This is a genomic window from Massilia sp. (assembly GCF_031995545.1).
GTDB lineage: Bacteria > Pseudomonadota > Gammaproteobacteria > Burkholderiales > Burkholderiaceae_D > Telluria.
This window is the reverse complement of the sequence record NZ_DAMAGA010000004.1, coordinates 167,241-190,024: the sequence shown is the minus strand read 5'-3', so window position 1 is coordinate 190,024 and position 22,784 is coordinate 167,241. Positions and strand designations below refer to the sequence as shown.

Genomic DNA, 22,784 nt, shown 5'->3' with positions numbered 1-22,784 from the left:
ACTCAGTACTGCGGACCGTCGAGCAGGAACTTCCCGCCCTGGTACATCGTGGTGACGTCGTCCTTGGCCGGATACTCGGACGTGTCCGGGAACAGGTGCGCGAATTTACTCGAGCTGTCCTTCGGCTTGTAGCCCAGGTGCGAAGCCAGGCGGTTGTCCCACCAGACGCTGTCGTTGTCCGACACGCCGTACACGATGGTGTGGCCGACGCGCGGCGCGAACAGCGCACAGCGCAGCAGTTCGGTCAGGTCGTCGTAGGACAGATAGGTGCTCATCATGCGCTTGTTGGCCGGCTCCGGGAAGCTCGAGCCGATGCGCACGCACACGGTCTCGATGCCGAAGCGGTCGAAGTAGTAGCGCGCGATCTGCTCGCCGAACACCTTCGACAGACCGTAGTAGCTGTCCGGCCGGGTCGGCGAATCGGCATCCAGCACCGTGGTCACCGGGTGGTAGCCGATCGCGTGGTTCGAGCTGGCGAAGATCACGCGCCGGGTGCCGGCCTTGTGCAGCGCTTCGTACAGGTTGGCCACGCCGAGGATATTGGCCTGCATGATCGGCTCGAACGGCTTCTCGGTCGAGATGCCGCCGAAGTGCAGCACCGCGTCCACACCCTCCAGCAGCGCCAGCACCGCGTCCTTGTCGGCCAGGTCGCACTGCACCACTTCTTCGCCCTCGCCCGCCGGACCGAGATCGGCGATGTCGGACAGGCGCACCACCTCGGCCCATGGCTTGATGCGCTCGCGCAGCACCTTGCCCAGGCCACCGGCGGCGCCGGTCAGCAGGATGCGTTTGAAGGGTTTTACTTTTGCTTCGGACATGCAGGTCTCCTCTGTATTCGGTCAGGTCACGGGCGCAGGATTGAACAGCGCCAGTGCATTATGCAGCTTCCAGTGCTCGGCCCAGGTCTTGCGCCCGCTGGCCACGTCCAGGATCAGGCGGAACAGCTCCCAGCCGACGTCTTCGATGGTCGACTGGCCGCTGGCGATGGTGCCGGCGTCGAGGTCCATCAGGTCGTGCCAGCGCTGCGCCAGTTCAGTGCGGGTGGCAACCTTGATCACCGGGACCGCGGCCAGGCCGTACGGCGTGCCGCGACCGGTGGTGAAGATGTGGACGTTCATGCCGGCCGCCATCTGCAGCGTGCCGCAAATGAAATCGCTGGCCGGCGTGGCCGCGTAGATCAGGCCTTTCTGCTGCAGGCGGTCGCCCGGCGAGAGCACGCCGGTGATCGCGGTGGAGCCGGACTTGACGATCGAACCCATCGCCTTTTCGACGATGTTCGACAGGCCGCCCTTCTTGTTGCCGGGCGTGGTGTTGGCACTGCGGTCGACGCCGCCGCGCACTAGGTAATCGTCGTACCACTGCATCTCGCGCACCATTGCCGCCGCCACGTCCGGGCTCGAGGCGCGCGCGGTGAGCTGGTCGATGCCGTCGCGCACTTCGGTCACTTCCGAGAACATGACGGCGCCGCCGGCACGCACGATCAGGTCGGTGGCGAAGCCCACTGCCGGGTTGGCGGTCACGCCGGAGAAGGCATCGCTGCCGCCGCACTGCACGCCCACCACCAGGTCGGACGCCGGGCAGGTCTCGCGCCGGCGCGCATTCAGTTCCTGCAGGTGCTTTTCGGCGGTGGTCATCAGCGAATCGACCATCGACATGAAGCCGACGTGCTGCGGATCCTGCAGCGTCACCACCGACGGCGCACCGGTACCGATGGGGATTGCTCCCGCCGGGAACAGCCGCGCGGGCGGCAGCTTCTCGCAGCCCAGGCTGACCGCCATCACGCTGTCGCCGAAGTTCGGATTCTTCGAGAGGTTACGGATGGTGCGGATCGGGATGTCGGCGCCGGGCGCGTCGATCGCCACGCCGCAGCCGTACACGTGTTCGAGCGAGACCACGTCTTCGACGTTCGGATAGCGCGGCAGCAGTTCGGTCTTGATGCGCTGGACCGCGTAATCGATCACGCCCGAGACGCACTGCACGGTGCTGGTGATCGCCAGGATGTTGCGGGTGCCGACCGAGCCGTCCTTGTTGCGGTAACCCTCGAAGGTGTAACCCTCCAGGCGCGGGCCGGCGTCGACCGCGTGGGTGCCGACCGGCAGGTCGTCGAGCGAACGCGCCGCCGGCATGCGCAGCACGCGTTCGGAGATCCAGCTGCCGCGCGCGATGGGCCCGTCGGCGTAGCCGATCGTGACGCCATAGCGGATCACGGCGTCGCCGTCCGCCAGGTCGGTCAACGCCACCTTGTGCCCCTGCGGCACGCCCTCGATCAGCTCCAGGCCGTCCGGGAATACGGTGCCTGCGGGCAGTCCGCCGTCGTTGACGACGATGGCGACGTTGTCGCTTGCCTGCATGCGGATAGTGCGCGGAACTTGCTGGTTCATGTGTCTTGCCTGTCTGGTGGCCGATTGGGGAGGTTCTTTTTCAGTATGCCATAAAATATTCGAATGCGGCTAGTCCACCTTGTGATTTTGGCCGGACCAAATTAGAATGGCCTGACCAAAACGCAATACAAGATCAGTACGCAAGCACCCCGTAAGCAGCGCCTAGCAAAGTACCAGGCAAAGTACCGACAACCGGTAACACTAGAAAAGCGATTGGAGACAAATGAAAGGCCAACTGACACTGCGCCTGCTCGCAGCCTTGATAGGCTGCGCGCTCGCCTGCGGACCCGCCCTTGCCGAGGGCAAGTACCGCAATCCCGACAACAGCAACCTGGGCGACCCGGGCGAAGGCAGCTATCCGATTCCGTACAAGAAGCCGGTAGTGGCCGAAGTCACGGCCCAGCTGCAGTCGATCCGCGCCTTCATGGACCGCGCCACGCCGACCCGCATCGTCAGCAAGAAGACCGGCCAGCCGGTCACGGACCTGAAAACTCCGAGCGCCGACGCCATCTTTGAAAAGAGCGCAGGCGACTATGGCATCCAGGTATACGAAATGGGCGTGGTGCATTCGGGCCTGCTGAAGGCGGCGCAGGTCACCGGCGACGCCAGCTTCACCAGCATGACGCGCCGTCACTTCGGCTTCTTCAACGACACGCTTCCCTACTTCCGCGCCCAGGAGCAGAAGTTCAAACTCGAGCGCGGCAACAGCTTCTCGCGCTTCCTCGATCCACGCTCGCTCGACGACAGCGGCTCGATGTGCGCGGCGCTGATCCGCGCGCGCCTGGCAAAAGTCGGCCCGGATCTGAAATCGATGATCGATACCTGCAGCGACTGGGTCGTCAAGCGCCAGTTCCGGCTGGACGACGGCACCATGGCGCGCAAGCGTCCGCAGGAAGTCTCGCTGTGGGCCGACGACATGTACATGAGCATCCCGGCGCTGGCCGAGATGGGCCGCTTGAGCGGCAAGCGCGAACACTTCGACGATGCGGTCAACAATGTGCTGGGCATGTCGAGCCGCATGTTCAACCCGCAACTCGGCCTGTACACCCATGGCTGGCATGCCAACAACCCGGACGCGCCGCGCTTCTACTGGGGCCGCGCCAACGGCTGGGCGGTGCTGGCCATGTCCGACCTGCTCGACGTGCTGCCGAAGGATCATCCGGGCTACCCGAAAGTGCTGGCGCAGCTGCGCGCTTCGCTGAAAGGCATTGCCGAGCTGCAAAGCGGCAGCGGCCTGTGGCACCAGATGCTGGACCGGAACGACTCGTATCTGGAAACCTCGGCCAGCGCCATCTTCACCTATGTGATCGCACACGCCGTGAACGAAGGCTGGATCAGCGCCACCACCTACGGCTCGATCGCGCAGACCGGCTGGAACGCGCTCACCACCCGTATCAACGCGCTGGGCCAGGTCGAAGGCACCTGCGTCGGCACCACGCTGGCAAGCGACATGGTCTATTACTACCATCGCCCGACCAGCGCCGATGCGCTGCATGGCTACGGCCCGATGCTGCTGGCCGGCGCCGAGATCATCCGCATGGTGAGTAACCCGGCGTTCGAGATCCAGCACAAGGTGCGCACCTACCACTACCTGCCCAAGGGCGGGCAGACCGACTACCGCGAACATCACTGATCGGGGAAGATCATGCAAAAACTCATACTGGCAACGCTGCTGGCGGCGGCGCTCGCCCCTACCCAAGCTGCGGACCGGATCGCCGTCACGGTGCAGCACGACCTGGCCATCGCCCGTCCATCGGAAACCATCTCGATCCCATGGAAAGAGGTGAATGCCGCCATGCCGGGCGCGCTGGTCCAGAAGATCGCGGTCAAGGATGCAAGCGGCCGCGTGCTGCCGCACCAGGTGACGAACATCGCGCCGCAGGCCAAGGACCCGAAGAACGAAGGCATCGCCTATGGCGAACTGCTGTTCCAGCACAGCTTCGCCGCAGGAGAAAAGAGCGCCGGCTTCACCATCGAGCGTATCGATACGGTGGCACCGCCCTTCCCCACCAAGGTGTTCGCACGCCAGGTGCCGGAGCGCCTCGACGACTTCGCCTGGGAAAACGACAAGGTGGCGCACCGCACCTACGGCCCGGCCCTCGCCGCCCCGGCTCCGGCGGGCGTGGTCAAGGAAGTGCTGGTGACCAGTGGCCTCGATATCTGGTTCAAGCGGGTCGATTATCCGATCGTCGACCGCTGGTACAACAAGGGCCATGACCACTACCACAAGGACCAGGGCGAAGGCATGGACATGTACAACGTCGGCAAGTCGCGCGGCGCCGGCGGCAGCGGCGTGTGGGACGGCAAGACCTTGTATACCGGCGTGAACTACGCCAGCCACCGGATCCTGGCGAATGGCCCGATCCGCACCATCTTCGAGCTGCACTATGCAGCATGGGACGCGGGCGGACGCCAGGTCAGCGAAGTCAAACGCTTCACGGTCGATGCCGGCCAGTGGTTCGACCGCATCGACAGCACCTTCACCACGAACTCCGGCGACAGCGCCCCGCTCACTGTCGCGGTGGGCCTGAACAAGACCCCGGCCGACAAGGGCCAGGACGCCAAAGTCGCGGTCGGACGTGACGGCAAGGTGCTGCTGCAGTGGGTCGAGCAAAAGAGCAACGACGCCTTCGGTGTGGCGGTCGTGCTGCCGAGCGCCGGCGGCTTCGCCCAGGACACGCTCAACGAACTGGTGGTGGCGAAAGCCACGCCAGGCCAGCCGCTGCGCTACTACGCGGGCGCCGCCTGGAGCCGCGCCGGTGAGATCACCAGCCGCGCCCAATGGCAGCAGGCGGCGCAGGATGTCCTCGCGCGCGACGCCAGCCCGGTGCGCGTCAGCCTCAAACCACAGCAATAAGGAACACCATGCCATTTCAAGCAAAACGCCGCGCCCTGCTGCGCACCATGCCGGCGGCCCCGCTGCTGCTGTCGGGAGTGAGCGCCGCGCGCGCGGCCCAGGATGGCGCGGCGGCTGCCGCCGGCGCCGCCGTGGCGAACGCCAAGGCCGCCGCTGCCGGCGCCCAGGCCGATCCGTGGCAGCGCGCCGCCGCCATCGTCGCCCGCTTCGACGCGCCCTTCAAATTCCGCGACGAGGATTTCGTCATCACCGACTACCAGGCCAAACCGTGCAAGCTGGTCCAGGTCAAGGGCCAGGTGGCGTCGCTGGTGGACGGCACGCTCGACACCCCGGGGCCCGGCTCGCCCGACTGCTATCCGGCGATCGCCGCGGCGATCGCCGCCTGCCACGCCAAGGGTGGCGGCCGGGTCCTGATCCCGAAGGGCGAGTGGTACTGCGCCGGCCCGATCGTGCTTCGCTCGAACGTGCACGTGCACCTGGCCGCCGGTGCGCGCGTGCACTTCGCTGCCAACCCGAACCACTACGCGCGCCACGGCGAGCACGATTGCGGCGCCAACGGCAAGCTGGTGCTGTCGCGCTGGCAGGGCAACGATTGCCTGAATTATTCGCCGATGGTGTACGCCATCAACCAGAACAATATCGCTCTCACCGGCGAGGACTGGACCAGCATCCTCAACGGCCAGGGCGGCGTGCCGTTCGAGCCCGGCTTTGCGCCCGGCCCGGAATGCTGGTGGGACTGGAAAGGCCGCGGCAAGCCGCAGCGCCAGCGCACCGAAGTCCATCCGAACCCGGACAATCCGGCGCTGGACAAGGTGGTACCCGGCATCGACGCGCGGCGCCAGGCCAGCATCCAGGGCAGCGGGGGGCGCTGGCAGACCGATTCGCGCTACCTGCCGGCGCTGTCCGAAGCGGGCATGCCGGCATCCAGACGCGTGTTCGGCCACGGGCACTTTTTGCGCCCCTGCATGATCGAGCTGATCGGCTGCAACCGGGTGCTGCTGCAGGGCTATCAGGTCAATGCCGCGCCGTTCTGGCTGCATCACCCGGTCAATTGCCGCGACCTGTTGATCCGGCGCGTCAACATGGAAAGCCTGGGCCCGAACAGCGACGGCTTCGACCCGGAAGCCTGCGACGGCGTGCTGGTCGACGACTGCCTGTTCAACAACGGCGACGACTGCATTGCGATCAAGGCAGGCAAGAACCTCGACACCGGCCACGGACCGACGCGCAATGTGGTGATCCGCAACTGCGTAATGAACAGCGGTCATGGCGGCGTGACCCTGGGCAGCGAAATGGCCGGCGGCATTGAGCATATCTATGCCGAGAAGCTCGAGTTCCGCAACATCCATTGGAAGGATGACCCGCTCAATACCGCGATCCGCCTCAAAACGAACATGAACCGCGGCGGCTTCCTGCGCCACCTGTACGTGCGCGACGTCACTCTGCCGCACGGCGTGGCGCTCGAGCCGGGCCTGTACAAGCCGCTGCCCGGCGCGCAGGAGATCAAGGAACCGGTGGCGTCGGGCGCCGGCGCCATCGTCACCATCGACTGCGACTACGTGCCAGGCGACGACACCATGCGCATCCGTCCGCCGCAGGTGTCGGACATCGACATCCGCAACGTGCGCACCACGAACGTCGATACCGGCAACGGCAGCTTCTCGTGCTACCAGGCCTTCGTGCTGCTGGGACCGGTGGCATCGAGCTTCAACGGCAAGGCGGGCACCCCGATCCCGCCGATCACCCGCGTACGCATCAGCGACTCCGACTTCGGTACACCGCGCAATGCGGAAAAACCATGGTTCATGCATAACGCTGTCGACATCACGCTCGACAACGTGACCATTGACGGCAAACGCTACAACCAGGTACTGGGCAAAAAGACCTGATCGTCAAAAAATGCACCAAAACAGGTCAGGCCAGTCATGTAAATATTTATCATCTGGCCTGACCAAAATAACCATAACTATCATAGAATTCCAAAACTGGCCCGACCAGAAATAATAAGCAATTGCGGCACCGGCTTCGCGCCACCCCGACAAAAACGCATGGAGACAGCATGACCCAACCCTCGCAACGCGCAGCCTTGCGCAAACTTACCCTGTGCCTGCTCGGCACCGCTTCGATCTCGGCACTCTCGCTAGGCCCGGCCTTTGCCCAGGAGGTGCAAGCTTCCCCTGCCGGTGCCCCCGCCGCCGCGCCATCGAGCGCCCAGACCGTGGTCGTGACCGGCCTGCGCGCCTCGCTGGAAAGCGCCCTGAGCGCCAAGCGCCAGGAAAACGGCATCGTTGACGTGATCAAGTCCGAAGACATGGGCAAGTTCCCTGATACCAACCTGGCCGAGTCGCTGCAGCGCGTGCCGGGCGTGGTGATCGACCGCGATGCCGGCGAGGGCCGCAACATCACCGTGCGCGGCCTGGGCCAGGACTTTACGCGCGTGCGCATCAACGGTATCGAGGGCCTGGCCACCACCGGCGGCACCGACAGCTCGGGCGGCACCAACCGCGGCCGCGGCTTCGACTTCAACGTGTTCGCTTCCGAACTGTTCAGCTCGCTCACGGTGCGCAAGAGTTCGTCGGCCGACGTCGACGAAGGCTCGCTCGGCGCCACCGTCGACCTGCAGACGCTGCGCCCGTTCGACCTGCGCGGCCGCAACGCCACCATCGCGGTCAAGGGCAAGTACAACGACGGTTCGGAAAAGACCGATCCGCGCGTCGCCTTCATGGTGTCGGACACCTTCTTCGACCGCAAGGTCGGTGTGCTGCTGTCGGGCGCGTTTTCCAAGCGGCGGGTGCTGGAAGACGGCTTCTCCACCGTGCGCTGGGACAACGGCCCATCGTCCGGCGGCTGGTGCGCGCCGCAGGGCGTGACCGCCAACCCATCGAATTCGACCGCCACCACCTGCGGCCCGGCCGCGCAAGGCGCCGAGCGCCTGCCCGGCACGCCGCAGAACATCGCCGCCTACAACGCCGCCAGCGACCCGAACAACTTCCATCCGCGCCTGCCGCGCTACGGCCGCCTGACCCACGACCAGGACCGCCTCGGCCTGACCGCCTCGGTGCAATGGCGCCCGCAGCGCGGCACCCTGCTCACCTTCGACATGCTGTACTCGAAGCTCGACGCCACGCGCCAGGAAGACTTCCTGCAGGCGACTTCGTTCAGCCGCAGCGCCAGCCAGGGCGGCAAGCCGCAGGTGGGCGTGCTGGAAGCGGAATACTCGCCGAGCGGCCAGCTGCTGTACGGCCGCTACAACAACGTCGACCTGCGCTCCGAACAGCGCTACGACGAACTGAAGACCACCTTCACCCAGCCGACCCTGACGCTCGAGCACAAGTTCAACGACGCCTGGAGCATGAGCGCCAAGTACGGCCGCGCCAATTCCAAGTTCCGCAATCCGGTGCAGACCACGGTCACGCTCGACGCCCTGAACGTGGATGGCTACGCGATCGACTTCCGCGGCAACGACCGCCGCCCGGTGATCACCTATCCGGTCGACGTCAACGGCGCCGGCCTGGGCCTGATCGGCGTGCCGCAGGTGGCGGGCGGCGCCCAGCCGACCACGGTGCCGAACACCACCACCAGCGAGATCCGCATCCGTCCGCAAGGCACCGACAACGTCAACAACGTCGGCCAGTTCGACCTGGCCTTTGAGGCCAGCGAGTCGCTCACCTTCAAGGGCGGCGTCAACGCCAAGAAGTACAGCTCGGACACCTATGAATTCCGCCGCGTCAACCAGAACGACACCATCTTCGCGCCGCCCGCCGGCGCCACCGGCCTGACCAGCAACCTGACCGGCTTCGGCAGCAACCTGAGCATGCCGGCCGGGAACGCCACCGGCTGGGTGGTGCCGAACCTGCAGGCCATCGCCGCCGCCTACGACATCTACTGCAACTGCATCAAGAGCGGCCCGGCCGGCGGTCCCGGCGACTTCACGCTGTCGTCGATCGAGAACGGCAATGCGCGCGGCAACAACCGCTCGGTTACCGAGAAGTCGAACGGCGTGTACCTGATGGGCGAATTCCGCACCGAGCTGTGGAACATCCCGCTGCGCGGCAACTTCGGCGTGCGCCACGTGAAGACCGAACTGGAAACCATCGGCTACCAGGCCGCCGGCGGCGGCACCGCCGTGAAGGTCGAGCACGACTACAAGGACACCCTGCCGTCGTTCAACGTCGCCGCCAACCTGAGCGACGAATTCATCGTCCGCTTCGGCGCCGCCAAGGTGATGACCCGTCCGCAGCTGGGCTTCCTGTCGCCGGGCGGCAGCATCGCCACCACCGGCAACCTGTCGATCAACTCGGGCAACCCGTTCCTGAAGCCGTTCCGTGCCAAGACCTTCGACAGCAGCTTCGAGTACTACTTCGCCAACAAGGCATTCGTCGGCCTGGGCCTGTTCCAGAAGAACATCGACACCTATATCCAGAGCCTGCGCACCAACGTCGCGTTCCGCGATTCGGGCCTGCCGCTGTCGCTGCTGCCGTCGAACTTCACGGGCGAGGAAGTGTTCCAGCTGACCCAGCCGGTGAACACCGACGGCGGCAAGCTGAAGGGCTTCGAGATCAACTGGCAGCAGCCGTTCACCTTCCTGCCAGGCTGGGGCCGCAACTTCGGCACGCTGCTGAACTACACCAAGGTGTCGTCGAAGATCAATTACGCGGTCTCGCCGACCAGCAACGAGAGCATCACCGACGACCTGCTGAACCTGTCGCCGAAATCGTGGAACGCCACCTTCTTCTACGACGACGGCAAGTTCAGCGCGCGCCTGTCGGGTTCCAAGCGTTCGGGCTTCATCACCCGCGTGCCGGGGCAGAACAACAACGATGTGGAAGGCAAGAACGAGACCTTCAACGTCGACCTGTCGATTTCGTACAAGGTCAATGAGCGCCTCGAGTTCACCCTCGAGGGGGTGAACCTGACCAATGAGGAGAACGACCAGTTCATCAGCCGGGCGCGCAACAGCGTGGTGGTGAACAATGTGACCGGGCGCGAATATCTGGCCGGGCTGCGTTACAAGTTCTGACCAGACTTCCTGCTGTCTCTCCACGGCCCGCCCTGTGCGGGCCTTTTTTTCGTCCCTGCAAGCCCTTGGTGCGGCTTGTCAGCTTATTCAGAGAATTTGCCACAGGTAGGCTACAATCAGGTGGAACATGCACCATGCAGGGGCGCTCGCACAGCGCCACGCAGCTTCCACTCAACCGTTAGCGAAAGACCCATGACCACCTCGACCGAGCACGACACCGGACTTCCCCTCGACATGACCATCTTTGGCGGCATGGGCGACCTTGCGATGCGCAAGCTGCTCCCCGCGCTGTACATGGCCTTCTTGCACGGCAACCTGCCGCCATCGACCCGCATCCTGTCGACCGGCCGCCAGGACTACGACCGCGCCGCCTACCTAGCGTTTGTCGAGGAACATTCGCGCTCGTTCATTTCCGAAGCTAACTTTAACGACAAGACCTGGGCCGGCTTCCTCGACCTGCTGGTGTACGTTCGCCTGGACGTGTCGGCCGTCGAAGTCTTCGACAGCCTGCGCGAAGCCTCGCGCGACGGCGCCCAGCGCGTGTTCTATCTCGCCACTGCGCCGTCGCTGTTCACGATGATCTGCGACAAGCTGGCGGCCACCGGCCTGGTCGACGACAACGCGCGCGTGGTGCTGGAAAAGCCGCTCGGGCGCGACCTGGCGTCGGCGGTCGAGATCAACGAGGCGGTCGGCAAGCATTTCGCCGAGTCGCAGATCTACCGCATCGACCACTACCTGGGCAAGGAAACCGTGCAGAACCTGATGGTGCTGCGCTTCGGGAACTCGATCCTGGAACCGCTGTGGCGCGCGCCGAACATCGCCAGCGTGCAGATCACGGTGGCCGAGGAAGTGGGCGTGGGCAGCCGCGCCGGCTTCTACGACAGCGCCGGTGCGATGCGCGACATGGTGCAGAACCACCTGCTGCAGCTGCTGTGCATCGTCGCCATGGAGCCGCCGACCTCGCTGTCGCCGGACGCGGTGCGCGACGAAAAGCTGAAGGTGCTGCGATCGCTGCGCCGCATGACGCTGGCCGACATCGCGCGCGACACCGTGCGCGGCCAGTACAGCAAGGGCGTGAGCGGCAACCAGGAAGCCAAGGGCTACCACGACGAGAGCAACGTGCCGGCGGACAGCCACACCGAGACCTTCGTCGCCCTGCGCGCCCACATCGATACCTGGCGCTGGTCGAAGGTGCCGTTCTACCTGCGCACCGGCAAGCGCATGCAGCGCCGCTCGTCCAAGATCGTGGTCGAATTCGCCAATCCGCCGTTCCCGCTGTTCCCGCAGTCGCAAGGCAGCGTCGCCAACCGCCTGGTGATCGAGCTGCAGCCGGAAGAAGCGATCAAGCTGCAGATCATGGCCAAGCAGCCGGGCAGCGGGATGGAGATGCAGCAGGTGGCGCTCAATCTCGACCTGCAATCGGCATTCGCCCAGCGCCGCGCCGAAGCCTACGAGCGCCTGCTGATCGACGTGGTGCGCGGCCGCCTGACGCATTTCATGCGCCGCGACGAGCTGGAGGCGGCGTGGGAATGGGTGGAGCCGATCATCAATGGCTGGGAGTCGCTGAACGAGAAACCGCATGCGTATGCGGCCGGGTCGTGGGGGCCGGCGGAGGCGTTCGCGCTGATGGCGCGCGATGGGCACGCGTGGGTCGAGTAAGCGCCGCACTCGCACCCTGATCGTTCTTCCTTGCAGGCCATCCACGCGCGGGCGCGGATGACCTGCCGATGGAACAGGCGGCGAGTGCCCTTCAGTCTTCCTGCCGCTCCAGATTCGCGCGCACCCGGCCCAGCAACGCCATCAGCTGGGCCTTTTCATCGCCCGACATCCCCGCCAGCGCCACCTCTCCCAACGCATCGTTGTGCCGATGCAGCGACGCAAACACCTCCCGCCCCGCTTCGCTCAGCGACAAGCGCGTACTGCGCCGGTCCATCGCGTCCGCCACCGCATCGAGCAGCCCGCCGTCGCGCAGGCCCTTGATCAGCCGCGCCACCTGCGCCTTGTCGCGCCCCGAATGCGACACCAGCTCGCTCTGCGTGGCACCGGGGTTGCGGGCAAAATACATCAACGCTTTCACTTCCATGTGCGCCAGCTCGTGCGAGCCGGCGCGCAGGCCGCGCAGCTGCTGCGAACGGTAGAGATGCATGATCGCGTGCATCGTCTCCAGCGGATCGTCGCCCGACGTACCCCGCTTCGATTCATGTTTTTGGTTGACTCTATCAACTTCATTTCGCATAATGGTAGACACTATCAACTAATTCTGGAGTGTAGCATGTCCGAATCCAGTACCGCTGCCAATACCTCCGTCAACATTCCCGCCATCGAGCGCGTGCGCCACGACCTCAAGCTGCGCGACGTCGAAGTGGTCCGCGTCGAGCGGATGAGCCCCGGTTTCGCCGCCGTCACCTTCAAGGGTGAGGCGCTGGCCGACTTCATTTCGCTCTCGTTCGACGACCACGTCAAGTTCATGTTCGACGGCGCCGACGGCCAGCAGGTGCGGCGCGACTATACGCCGCGCCGCTTCGACCCTCAAGCGCACGAACTGACCCTGGAATTTGCTTTGCACGGCCACGGCGGCGCGGCCGAGTGGGCGCGCCAGGCGGCGGTTGGCCAGCGCGCCATCATCGGCGGCCCGCGCGGCTCGATGATCCTGCCGCTGGAGATGGACTGGCACCTGCTGATCGGCGACGATAGCGCGCTGCCGGCGATCACGCGCCGGCTGGAAGAGCTGCCGCAGGGCGCGCGCGCCCAGGTGGTGATCCTGGCCGCCGAAGCGGACCGCCGCGGCTTCTTCACCAATGCGAACGCCGACATCCACTGGGTGGAGTCGGGCGAGCAGCTGCTGGAAGTGCTGCAAGGATTGCCGCTGCAGCCGGGCGCCGGCCTGGCCTGGGGCGGCGGCGAAGCGGCGCTGATGGTGCGCGTGCGCCAGCTGTTGCTGGACAAGGGACTGCCGCGCCAGGCGGCGCGGGTGTCGGCCTACTGGAAGCAAGGCGTGCCCGACCACCACGAGCACCTGGAGTAAAACGTTACCTGATCGTTATTTCACCGGCGTCGGCAGCGGCTCGCCCGCGAAGTGCGCCGTCAGGTTGGCCACTGCGAGGCGTCCCATGGCGCGCCGCGCTTCGACCGTGAAACTGCCCACGTGCGGACTCAGGACCACGTTGTCGAGCGCGCGCAGCGCGGCCGGTACCTGCGGCTCGTGCTCGAACACGTCCAGCCCGGCCGCACCCAGGCGGCCGCTTTCGAGCGCCGCGATCAGCGCCGCTTCATCCAGCACCGAGCCGCGCGCGATGTTCACCAGCGTCCCTTCCGGACCCAATGCCTCGAATACCTCGGCGCCGACCATGCGCGTGGTCTCGGCGCCGCCCGGCATGCACAGCACCAGCATGTCGCTCTCCTGCGCCAGCGCCAGCAGCGATTCGCTGCGGCGTTCGGGCGCCGGGCCGGCGCTGCGCTGATAGTAGCGGATCTCGATGCCGAATCCCTGCAGGCGATTGGCCACCGCCTGGCCGATGCGGCCGAAGCCGACGATGCCGGCCACCTTGCCGCGCAGGCTGCGCGCCTGCGTCAGCGGCGCCTTGGCCGGCCAGCGCTCATCGCGCACGTAGCGGTCCAGCAGCGGCAGGCGGCGCACAGCGGCCAGCAGCAGGAGCACGGCGAAGTCGGCCACGTCGTCGGTCAGCACGTCCGGCGTGTTGGTGACGTGGATGCCGCGCGCGGCCAGCAGCGGCAAGGGAACCGCATCGACGCCGACGCCGTGCACCGACACGATTTCCAGCGCCGGCAAGGCTGCCACCAGGTCCGGCGTGATGCCGACGGTGCCGCTTGTGAGCACGGCACGGATGCGCGGCCCGATGGCCTCGAATCCGGGGCCGGATGCTTCGGCGATACTGCTCACGAAGTGGCATTCGAACGCCGCCTGTACCTGCTCACGTACCTCGGGCGACCATATGGTTCCCAATACTAGAATTTCCGGTTTCATTCGTCCTCTTCCTGCCTGGTTTGATGAGATATCGGTTCGAGTATGCCAGAGCGGTCGGCAGTGTGCAGGCGTGGGCGCTTTGCCGGGACTGGATATGCAGTACAATTTTTGGTTCGATTCAGCGCAGATAAGCATGACGTTCATTTCAACATCCAGTTTCCCGTTCATCGGCGCGCGTCGCCACGCGGAGCGCGCGCCATGAGCCCCACTACAAAACGCATCGCCTCGATCGACGTCGCACGCGGTCTCGTCATGCTCCTGATGACGGTCGACCACGTGCGCGAGACCTTCTTCCTGCAGCACCAGGTGAGCGACCCGATGAATGTCGCCGGTACCGATCCCGGCCTGTTCTTTTCGCGCATGGCAGCGCACTTCTGCGCGCCGATGTTCGTGTTCCTGACCGGGCTGTCGGCCTGGCTGTATGCCAATCCGCCGGGCGGACCGCGCGATGCGACTGGTTTCCTGGCCAAGCGCGGCGCCTTCCTGATCCTGCTCGAGATCGTGGTGATCAACTTCGCCTGGACCGGCAGCTTCACGCCGCACACCATCTATTTGCAGGTGATCTGGGCGATCGGCCTGTCGATGCTGGCGCTGGCGCTGCTGCACCGCTTGCCGCTGCCGGTGCTGGCGCTGCTCGGGGCCGCGATCGTCGGCGGCCACAATGCGCTGGCCGGCATCTCGTTCGAACCGGGCACGCTGGCCGCCGGCATCTGGACGGTGCTGGAACAGCGCGGCTTCCTGCTGGATGATCCGGTGCGGGTCAGGATCAGCTATCCGCTGCTGGCCTGGATCGGCGTGATCCTGCTCGGGTATGCCTGCGGTCCGCTGTACGCGCGCGCTACCGCACCCGACCTGCGCCGGCGCGCGCTGGTGCTGGCCGGCCTGGCCGCCCTGGCGCTGCTGCTGGTGCTGCGCACCTGGAACATCTATGGCGAAGCGCTGCCATGGGCGCCGCAAGAAGACCTCGTGCGCAGCGCGATGTCGTACCTGAACCTCACCAAGTACCCGCCCTCGCTCGACTTCCTGCTGCTCACGCTCGGCGTCGGCCTGCTGGTGCTGGCCTGGATCGAGCGCATCGACGCCGGCTGGACCCAGGTGGCGGCGGTGTTCGGCGGCGCGCCGCTGTTCTTCTACATCCTGCACCTGTACCTGCTGCTGGCCGCGCAGCGCATCGCCGCCGCCGTGCTGGACGTGCCGCGCGCCGACTTCGATCACCTGTGGCAGGTGTGGCTCGGCGCGGCGTTCGTATCGGCCTTGCTGTACTGGCCGACGCGCCGCTTCGGCGCCTACAAGCGTGTCACGGATAAAGCCTGGGTGAAGTACCTATAACGTACCTGTAACCGCCGAAACGCGCCGCGCCGGCGGCGGCTCGACTATACTGGCCGCATCGACCCGCCAGGAGCTGTGATGCCAGAACCGCGCCGTGCCCGTATCGTCTGTTTCGGTGAATTGCTGCTGCGCCTGTCCGCGCCGCAGGGCCGGCTGCTGCAGCACGCCGCCGCGCTCGACCTGTGCGTGGGCGGCGCCGAAGCCAACGTCGCGGTGTCGCTGGCCAGCCTTGGCCACGACGCGGCAATGGTCAGCACGGTGCCCGACAACGCGCTCGGCCAATCTGCCGTCGATGGGTTGCGCATGCACGGCGTCGACGTCGCCAGCGTAACGCGCGCCGCCGGGCGCATGGGCCTGTACTTCCTGACGCCGGGCGCGGTGCTGCGTCCTTCCGAAATCGTCTACGACCGCGCCGGCTCGGCCTTCGCCGCTGCCGATCCGGATGCCTACGACTGGCCCACCCTGCTGCGCGGCGCAGACTGGCTGCACGTGTCCGGCATCTCGCCGGCCGTCGGCGAGGGGCCGGCGCGCGCGGTGCTGGACGCGATGCGTGCCGCGCGCCAGCTTGGCATGCGGGTCGCCTTCGACGGCAACTACCGCGCTTCGCTGTGGGCGGCGCGCGGCGACGACGGCGCCGGCACCCTCAAGTCATTGTTCGAGCAGGCCGACCTGGCGTTCGCCGGCGCGCGCGACTTCGCGCTGGTACTGGGCCGGCCCGAACTGGCCCAGCCCGGCCGCGAAGAAGAAGCCGTGGCCGCGGCCTTCGATGCGTTCCCGAACCTGGCGCGGATCGCGCACACCGGCCGCCGGCAGCACGGCGTCGACCGCCACGATCTGGACGCGCACCTGCACACCCGCGACGGTATCCATTCGGCCGGCCCCTGCACGCTGCAGCACATCGTCGACCGCATTGGTACCGGCGACGCCTTTGCCGCCGGCATCCTGGACGGCCTGCTGCGCGGCGCCGCACCGGGTGAGGTGACCGCCTTCGGCCTGGCGGCAGCGGCGATGAAGCATTCGATCGCTGGCGACTTCAGCCCGGCGTCGCGTGCCCAGATCGAGACAGTGATGGACGGCGCGCTGGACGTGCGGCGCTGATGCATCGCGCAGGCGTGCTGCCTGCGTGCAAGTGAAATAGCTCTGCGGCCAGACTCCAGTAGGAAGGATTTGGCCGACCGCAAACCCCCGCGCGGTTCTGCGCGTGCGCGCTTGGACAGTGCGCGCACCAGGCGTACAGTCGCGTGATTGCCATTCAGACGGGACCGCCATGTACGCAATGAACTGGAACACCCTGGATCCATTTGGCACGCAAGCCCTGAAGGACATGGACCGCCGGCGCCAGGCCAGGGGCGCGATGCTGGAGCGCGCCGGCTACGGCCCGCAGCGCACACCGTCCAGCGTGTTGCACGCCGAGCCGGGGCTGAACCTGCTGAGCTACGACGGCGCGCGCAACGACGGCCCGCCGGTACTGCTGGTGCCGGCGCCGATCAAGCGCTCGTATATCTGGGACATGTCTCCCGAGATCAGCGTGGTGCGGCGCTGGCTCGAACGCGGCTACCGCGTGTATCTGGCCGAATGGGTGCCGACGCCGGACGGCGACAGCGAGGTCGGCCTGGCCGACTACGGCGACCGCCTGCTGGCTCTATGCGAAAGCAAGATCCGCGAGGACAGCGGTCAGGCCCGGATTACCATCGCCGGCCATTCGCTGGGCGGCATCCTGGCCGCGATCTACAGCGCCGCCCACCCGCAGCAGGTGGCGGCGACGGTGCTGCTGGAAGCGCCGCTGCGCTTCGCCCATGCCGCCTGCTGCTTTACGCCGCTGGTGAAGGCCACGCCCGATGCGCGCGCCATCGCGAATGCCTTCCGCCATGTGCCGGGCGCATTCCTGAACATGATGAGCGCGATGGCCGAGCCGCAAGCCTTCGGGTGGGAACGCATCATCGACCGCTACCTGTCGCTGACCGACCCGCGCGCGCTGGCCACCCACATGCGGGTCGAGCGCTGGACCCACGACGAATTCGCGCTGCCGGGCAAGCTGTTCACCGACATCGTCGAGTCGCTGTACCGGCGCGACGACTTCATGCAGGGGCGGCTCGAGGTCGGCGGACGCGCCATCGGTCCGCACGACCTGCGCGCACCGTTGATGAGCGTGGTCGACTTCCGCAGCAAGGTGATTCCGCCGCAATCGGTGCTGCCGTTCCACGAAGCGGCGGGCAGCGAGCGCAAGCAGGTGCTGTCGTACGGTGGCGACGTCGGCGTCAACCTGCAGCACGTCGGCGTGCTGGTGGGACGCAATGCGCATGCGGCGCTGTGGCCGCAGATCTTCGACTGGCTGGGCGCGCCGGCAGCGACGCCGCTCCTGACTGCACCGGCACCGGCGGCCTGACCTGGGTCCGTGGCGGCGCGAGCGCGCTCGCCACGGCGCCCGCGCATCGCTACCCGCCGCGCATTCAAATGTGCGCCCCCTGCTGGGCAGGCTCGCTATGATCCCAACCTGATCCGAACCTGTTCCGAAAAGCGGGTGAGCGCCGGTGGTTCGACACGTTCCCCTCCGTCAACCACGTGCGGCATCCGCCCTTGTTGTTTCGCGGTTGCCTCACCCTTGCGCAACCCCTTTCGACATGGATGCTATCGAAGCAGAACGCACCGCATCAGCCCTGCCCGGCACGCGCGTGCGGCCCACCATCGGCCTGCGTGAAGCAGTCGCCGTCATCGTCGGCGTCGTCATCGGCGCCGGCATTTTCAAGTCCCCTTCCATCGTCGCCGGCCTGAGCGGCGGCGCGAGCCAGATGTTCGCGCTGTGGATCGCAGGCGGCGTCATCTCCCTGATCGGCGCGCTGTGCTACGCCGAGCTGACCACCGCCTACCCGCACCCGGGCGGCGACTACCATTACCTGCAGCGCGCCTACGGCCGCTCGGTATCGTTCCTGTTCGGCTGGGCCCGTTTCTCGGTGATCACCACCGGCTCGATCGCCCTGCTCGGCTTCGTGTTCGGCGACTACATGCAGCAGGCGATTCCATTGAGCTTCCTGCCTGCCGGCTGGGGCAGCACGGTGTATGCGGTAGGCGTGATCGTCGCCCTGTCCCTGCTCAACCTGCGCGGCATCCGCACCGGCACCGGTACCCAGTCGGTCCTGACGCTGGCCGAAATTTTGGGTCTGCTCCTGATCGTCGGCGCCGCGGCGCTGTTCACCGATGCCGCGCCTGCGCCGGCTGCCGGCCCCGTGCCGGAAGTGGCCGGCGACGCCGCCGCCATTGGCGCCTCGCTCGGCATGGCGATGGTTTTCGTCCTGCTCACCTACGGCGGCTGGAACGAGGCCGCCTACATCAGCGCCGAAATGCGCGGCGGCCCGCGCCGCATGGTCAAGGCGCTGGCGCTGGGCATCGTCATCATCACCGCGCTCTACCTGCTGGTAACCTGGGCCTACTGGAAGGTGCTGGGCATGGAGGGCATGGCCGCTTCCGAGGCGGTGGCGGCCGACGTCATGCAGCAAGCCTTCGGCACCAATGGCGGCAGGCTGATCTCGGTGCTGGTGGCGATCTCCGCGCTCACCTCGATCAACGCCACCATGATCGTCGGCGCTCGCACCAACTACGCCATGGGCTGCGACTGGGGCCCGCTACGGCGCATGGCCGAGTGGGACAGCGAGCGCGGCACGCCGACGGTGGCGATGACGGTGCAGTGCGTGGCCGCGCTGGTGCTGGTCGCCATCGGCGCCGCGCTGGGCGGAGGCTTCAAGTCGATGGTCGAATTCACGGCGCCGGTGTTCTGGCTGTTCTTCCTGCTCACCGGCATCTCGCTGTTCGTGCTGCGCCGGCGCGAACCGCGTACGCCGCGTCCGTTCAAGGTGCCGTTGTATCCAGTGCTGCCGCTGCTGTTCTGCGCCAGCTGCGCCTACATGCTGTGGTCGAGCCTGTCCTACGTCTACAGCCAGACGCTGGGCGGGCTGAATGCGGCCTGGATCGGCGTCGCCGTGCTGGCCTGCGGCGGCGTGCTGTTGCTGTTGCTGCGCGCGCGCAGCCGATAACGATTTTTTCCGAAGCGTCCAACCTACCCAAGGAGATGTCCCGATGAAGCCGCAAGCACGCCGCCGTACCCTGCTCCTGTCCGCCGCCGCCCTGGGCGGCATGTCGATGATTCCCTTCGGGCGCGCCCTGGCCCAGGCCAGCGCCACCGCCACCCCGCCGCGCCTGGACGTGCCCTACGTGCCGACGCCGCAGGAAGTGGTCGACAAGATGCTCGACCTGGCCAAGGTCGGCAAGAACGACGTGCTGTACGACCTCGGCTGCGGCGACGGCCGCATCGTGGTCACCGCCGCCAAGGAGCGCGGCGCACGCGGCACCGGCATCGACCTCGATCCGGCGCGCATCGCCGAGGCCAAGGAAAACGCCAAGAAGGCCGGTGTGTCCGACCGCGCGGCATTCCGCGTGGGCGACCTGTTCAAGACCGACGTCTCCAGCGCCACCGTGGTCACCCTGTACCTGCTGCCGACTGTCAACGCCAAGCTGCGTCCGCAACTGTGGAAGCAGCTCAAGGTCGGCACGCGCGTGGTGTCGCACGCCTTCGACATGGGCAGCGAATGGCCGGCCGAGAAGACGGTCGAAGTCGACGGCCGCACGATTTATTACTGGACCATCACCGAGGCCAACAAAAAAGAAGTCGCCTGACCTCACGCGTTACAGCCATCCTCGCCGGCCAGCATGTCCGCGGCCGGCGAACCTGTTGCATCCTCGCCGCGTAGTGATAGTAAAAACGCCATGTTGCATTCCGGTATTGACAATTAAATGAGAATGGTTATCATTCATGGATTCATGATAGCCGGCGGCGTCGCATGCTATGCCAGGTCCGGCAACAACCACCGTCAACAACAGGAAAAAAGATGGAACAGCAGGTCTACGCAGCAGGTCGTCGCAGCATGAAAACCCTCGCAGCCGCCGTCGGCATGGCCTTCCCCGCCATCGCCATGGCGCAGGTGACCGATGCCGGCATCACCCGCATGCAGCAGGTGGAAGTGCAGGCGCAAAAGGTCAGCGACAACGGTGCCTACACCATCGGCGCTACCCGCACCGCGACCCCGCTCGACATGTCGCTGCGCGAGACCCCGCAATCGGTGTCCGTGATCACCCAGCAGCGCATCATTGACCAGAACCTGCTGAGCATCACCGACGTCGCCAACAACGTGACCGGCGTCTCGGTCAACCAGTACGAAACCCACCGCGGCGGCTTCACCGCGCGCGGCTTCGACATCGACAACCTGCAGGTCGACAGCATCCCGACCACCTGGAACCAGGCCTGGAGCTCGGGCGAAGTGATGGGCAGCCTGGCCCAGTACGACCGCGTGGAAGTGGTGCGCGGTGCCACTGGCCTGATGACCGGCGCCGGCAACCCGTCGGCCGCGATCAACCTGGTACGCAAGCGCGCGACCAGCAAGCAACTGGCGGGCAGCGCCGAAGTGACGGTCGGCCGCTGGGACAAGCGGCGCGTGATGGGCGACGTCTCCACCGCCCTGAACCAGGCCGGCAGCGTGCGCGGGCGCGTGGTGGCCGAGTACGTCGACAGCGACAGCTGGGTCCAGTACATCAAGAACAACGAACACACCTTCTACGCGACGGTCGAGGCCGACCTGGGCACCGCCACCAGGCTGAGCGCGGGCTTCAGCCGCCAGCAGATTTCGCCGGAAGGCTCGATGTGGGGCGGCCTGCCGTACCGCTATTCGGACGGCTCGCCGACCAACTGGGACCGCTCGAAGACCACCGGCACCCCGTGGACGCGCAACGCCAGCTCGGCCAACAACACCTTCGTCGAACTGGACCATAACTTCGCCAACGGCTGGAACCTGCGCGCCACCTATACCCGCGGCGAGCGCGAAGGCGACTCGCACCTGCTGTACCTGTCCGGCGTGCCGGATCGCGCCACCGGCGTCGGCCTGGGTTCCTTCCCGAACTCCTACCTGACCCACTCGCTGCAGAACGACGTCAGCCTGCACGCGAGCGGCGAATTTGCCCTCGGCGGCCGCCAGCACGAGGCCGCGTTCGGCTACCTGCACGCCAAGAACAAGTTCAATTCGGACCAGCGCGCACCGAGCTACGCCGGCCTCGGTCCGGGCGAAGCGCCGGCCGTCGGCGACTTCAACAACTGGAACGGCGCCGCCTATCCCGAGCCGACCTGGGCTCCGCGCGCCTTCTACGAGCGCAGCGAGCTGACCCAGCAAGGTCTGTACGGCATGGCGCGCTTCGCCCTGAGCGACACGCTCAAGCTGATCCTGGGTGCGCGTTTGACCAACTACGAGAAAGAAGGCTTCGGCGTGTTCACTCCGGCCTACCGCCTGAAGTACACCAATGAAGTCACGCCGTATGCCGGCCTGGTGCTCGACCTGAACGACACCTATTCGGTCTATGCCAGCTACACCGACATCTTCCAGCCGCAGAACCTGAAAGACGTGAACGGCAACCTGCTCGACCCGATCGTCGGCGAAAGCTCGGAAGTCGGCATCAAGGGCGAATTTTTTGACCGCCGCGTGAATGCCGGTCTGGCGGTGTTCTACATCAAGCAGGACAAGCTGGGCCAGGCGGCCGGCGTGTTCGAACCGGGCCAGGCCGGCGCGATCGGCGAAGCGTACTACCGCGCCGCCGACGGCGCCACCAGCAAGGGCATCGAGATCGACGTCTCCGGCGAACTGGCGCCGGGCCTGAACGCCAGCCTGGGTTACTCGATCTATCGCGCCGAAGACGCGGCCGGCAACGGCTTCAACACGATCTACCCGCGCGGCCTGCTGCGTACCTACGCCACCTACCGCCTGCCGGGCGACTGGAGCAAGCTGACCGTCGGCGGCGGGGTCAACTACGAAGGCCGCACCTGGACCGTCGATCCGGCGGTGCCGGCCGGCGTGAATGGGCTGATCCTGCAGAAGTCCTACGCGCTGGTGAACCTGATGGCGCGCTACGATTTCAGCAAGCAGCTGTCGGCCCAGCTCAACTTCAACAACGTCACCGACCGCAAGACGTTCGCGATGTTCGCCGCCTATAACCAGATCACGTATGCCGCGCCACGCAATGCATCGCTGACGCTGCGTTATCGCTTCTAAGCTCGCTTTCAAGCACGCCATTAAGCATCACCGCCTGCCAGCGCATTAGCGCTGCAGCGCTCCGACGCCGCGCGCCTCACGGCACGCGGCGCCCACCCTCCGGCACGCTCCGTCCGCTGCGCCACGC

The 22,784-nt window shown here is 66.4% G+C and carries 16 protein-coding genes; 12 read left to right on the top strand and 4 right to left on the bottom strand.

What is annotated here, in order from left to right:
* Positions 1-2: 2 nt before the first annotated feature.
* Both RTQ83_RS05500 and garD read right to left on the bottom strand, forming a co-directional pair.
* Positions 3-818: an NAD(P)-dependent oxidoreductase gene (locus tag RTQ83_RS05500; protein ID WP_312511882.1), complete on the bottom strand. Its 816-nt coding sequence runs from the start codon at positions 816-818 to the stop codon at positions 3-5.
* Between the two features lie 21 nt (positions 819-839).
* Positions 840-2,381, bottom strand: a complete 1,542-nt coding sequence (gene garD, locus RTQ83_RS05495) for a galactarate dehydratase (RefSeq protein ID WP_312511879.1) — start codon at positions 2,379-2,381, stop codon at positions 840-842.
* Positions 2,382-2,604: 223 nt separating this feature from the next.
* Between garD and RTQ83_RS05490 the strand changes: the two genes are divergently transcribed.
* From RTQ83_RS05490 to zwf, 5 genes are all read left to right on the top strand, one after another.
* Positions 2,605-4,014, top strand: coding sequence for a glycoside hydrolase family 88 protein (locus RTQ83_RS05490; protein WP_312511877.1), 1,410 nt, complete (start codon positions 2,605-2,607; stop codon positions 4,012-4,014).
* 12 nt (positions 4,015-4,026) lie between these two features.
* On the top strand, positions 4,027-5,238 hold the full coding sequence (locus RTQ83_RS05485) for a DUF4861 family protein (protein WP_312511874.1): 1,212 nt from the start codon (positions 4,027-4,029) through the stop codon (positions 5,236-5,238).
* 8 nt (positions 5,239-5,246) lie between these two features.
* Positions 5,247-7,127: a glycoside hydrolase family 28 protein gene (locus tag RTQ83_RS05480; protein ID WP_312511872.1), complete on the top strand. Its 1,881-nt coding sequence runs from the start codon at positions 5,247-5,249 to the stop codon at positions 7,125-7,127.
* Between the two features lie 170 nt (positions 7,128-7,297).
* Positions 7,298-10,258 carry a TonB-dependent receptor gene (locus RTQ83_RS05475; RefSeq protein ID WP_312511870.1) on the top strand — a complete coding sequence of 987 codons (2,961 nt, stop codon included), beginning with the start codon at positions 7,298-7,300 and terminating at the stop codon, positions 10,256-10,258.
* Between the two features lie 192 nt (positions 10,259-10,450).
* Positions 10,451-11,917 carry a glucose-6-phosphate dehydrogenase gene (gene zwf / locus RTQ83_RS05470; protein WP_312511868.1) on the top strand — a complete coding sequence of 489 codons (1,467 nt, stop codon included), beginning with the start codon at positions 10,451-10,453 and terminating at the stop codon, positions 11,915-11,917.
* Between the two features lie 91 nt (positions 11,918-12,008).
* Here zwf and RTQ83_RS05465 read toward each other — a convergent pair whose 3' ends face one another.
* Entirely contained in the window at positions 12,009-12,404 is a 396-nt protein-coding gene (locus RTQ83_RS05465) for a MarR family winged helix-turn-helix transcriptional regulator (RefSeq protein WP_312511866.1), read from the bottom strand.
* Positions 12,405-12,530: 126 nt separating this feature from the next.
* On the opposite strand from RTQ83_RS05465, the gene RTQ83_RS05460 reads away from it, so the two are divergent.
* A complete protein-coding gene (locus tag RTQ83_RS05460; protein WP_312511864.1) occupies positions 12,531-13,283 on the top strand; it encodes a siderophore-interacting protein in 753 nt (250 codons plus the stop codon).
* 15 nt (positions 13,284-13,298) lie between these two features.
* Here the strand turns inward: RTQ83_RS05460 and RTQ83_RS05455 are convergent, their stop codons facing one another.
* Entirely contained in the window at positions 13,299-14,243 is a 945-nt protein-coding gene (locus RTQ83_RS05455; protein WP_312511862.1) for a 2-hydroxyacid dehydrogenase, read from the bottom strand.
* A 198-nt stretch (positions 14,244-14,441) separates the two neighbouring features.
* Between RTQ83_RS05455 and RTQ83_RS05450 the strand changes: the two genes are divergently transcribed.
* The 6 genes from RTQ83_RS05450 to RTQ83_RS05425 all read left to right on the top strand — a co-directional run bounded on the left by RTQ83_RS05450 (position 14,442) and on the right by RTQ83_RS05425 (position 22,657).
* Positions 14,442-15,572: a heparan-alpha-glucosaminide N-acetyltransferase domain-containing protein gene (locus RTQ83_RS05450; RefSeq protein WP_312511860.1), complete on the top strand. Its 1,131-nt coding sequence runs from the start codon at positions 14,442-14,444 to the stop codon at positions 15,570-15,572.
* Positions 15,573-15,650: 78 nt separating this feature from the next.
* Positions 15,651-16,670: a sugar kinase gene (locus RTQ83_RS05445; protein ID WP_312511858.1), complete on the top strand. Its 1,020-nt coding sequence runs from the start codon at positions 15,651-15,653 to the stop codon at positions 16,668-16,670.
* A 169-nt stretch (positions 16,671-16,839) separates the two neighbouring features.
* Positions 16,840-17,958, top strand: coding sequence for an alpha/beta fold hydrolase (locus RTQ83_RS05440; RefSeq protein ID WP_312511857.1), 1,119 nt, complete (start codon positions 16,840-16,842; stop codon positions 17,956-17,958).
* A gap of 235 nt (positions 17,959-18,193) precedes the next feature.
* Positions 18,194-19,600, top strand: coding sequence for an APC family permease (locus tag RTQ83_RS05435; protein WP_312511855.1), 1,407 nt, complete (start codon positions 18,194-18,196; stop codon positions 19,598-19,600).
* A gap of 43 nt (positions 19,601-19,643) precedes the next feature.
* Positions 19,644-20,240, top strand: coding sequence for a methyltransferase domain-containing protein (locus tag RTQ83_RS05430; protein ID WP_312511853.1), 597 nt, complete (start codon positions 19,644-19,646; stop codon positions 20,238-20,240).
* Between the two features lie 248 nt (positions 20,241-20,488).
* Positions 20,489-22,657, top strand: a complete 2,169-nt coding sequence (locus RTQ83_RS05425) for a TonB-dependent siderophore receptor (RefSeq protein ID WP_312511851.1) — start codon at positions 20,489-20,491, stop codon at positions 22,655-22,657.
* Positions 22,658-22,784 lie beyond the last annotated feature (127 nt).

Excerpts from the sequence above, each read along its gene's own strand:
- RTQ83_RS05455 (WP_312511862.1), bottom strand. The coding sequence starts at position 14,243 with ATGAAACCGGAAATTCTAGTATTGGGAACCATATGGTCGCCCGAGGTA.
- RTQ83_RS05465 (WP_312511866.1), bottom strand. The coding sequence starts at position 12,404 with ATGCATCTCTACCGTTCGCAGCAGCTGCGCGGCCTGCGCGCCGGCTCG.
- RTQ83_RS05450 (WP_312511860.1), top strand. The coding sequence starts at position 14,442 with ATGAGCCCCACTACAAAACGCATCGCCTCGATCGACGTCGCACGCGGT.
- RTQ83_RS05485 (WP_312511874.1), top strand. The coding sequence starts at position 4,027 with ATGCAAAAACTCATACTGGCAACGCTGCTGGCGGCGGCGCTCGCCCCT.
- RTQ83_RS05430 (WP_312511853.1), top strand. The coding sequence starts at position 19,644 with ATGAAGCCGCAAGCACGCCGCCGTACCCTGCTCCTGTCCGCCGCCGCC.
- garD (WP_312511879.1), bottom strand. The coding sequence starts at position 2,381 with ATGAACCAGCAAGTTCCGCGCACTATCCGCATGCAGGCAAGCGACAAC.
- RTQ83_RS05500 (WP_312511882.1), bottom strand. The coding sequence starts at position 818 with ATGTCCGAAGCAAAAGTAAAACCCTTCAAACGCATCCTGCTGACCGGC.
- RTQ83_RS05425 (WP_312511851.1), top strand. The coding sequence starts at position 20,489 with ATGAAAACCCTCGCAGCCGCCGTCGGCATGGCCTTCCCCGCCATCGCC.
- RTQ83_RS05460 (WP_312511864.1), top strand. The coding sequence starts at position 12,531 with ATGTCCGAATCCAGTACCGCTGCCAATACCTCCGTCAACATTCCCGCC.
- zwf (WP_312511868.1), top strand. The coding sequence starts at position 10,451 with ATGACCACCTCGACCGAGCACGACACCGGACTTCCCCTCGACATGACC.
- RTQ83_RS05445 (WP_312511858.1), top strand. The coding sequence starts at position 15,651 with ATGCCAGAACCGCGCCGTGCCCGTATCGTCTGTTTCGGTGAATTGCTG.
- RTQ83_RS05435 (WP_312511855.1), top strand. The coding sequence starts at position 18,194 with ATGGATGCTATCGAAGCAGAACGCACCGCATCAGCCCTGCCCGGCACG.
- RTQ83_RS05490 (WP_312511877.1), top strand. The coding sequence starts at position 2,605 with ATGAAAGGCCAACTGACACTGCGCCTGCTCGCAGCCTTGATAGGCTGC.
- RTQ83_RS05475 (WP_312511870.1), top strand. The coding sequence starts at position 7,298 with ATGACCCAACCCTCGCAACGCGCAGCCTTGCGCAAACTTACCCTGTGC.
- RTQ83_RS05440 (WP_312511857.1), top strand. The coding sequence starts at position 16,840 with ATGTACGCAATGAACTGGAACACCCTGGATCCATTTGGCACGCAAGCC.
- RTQ83_RS05480 (WP_312511872.1), top strand. The coding sequence starts at position 5,247 with ATGCCATTTCAAGCAAAACGCCGCGCCCTGCTGCGCACCATGCCGGCG.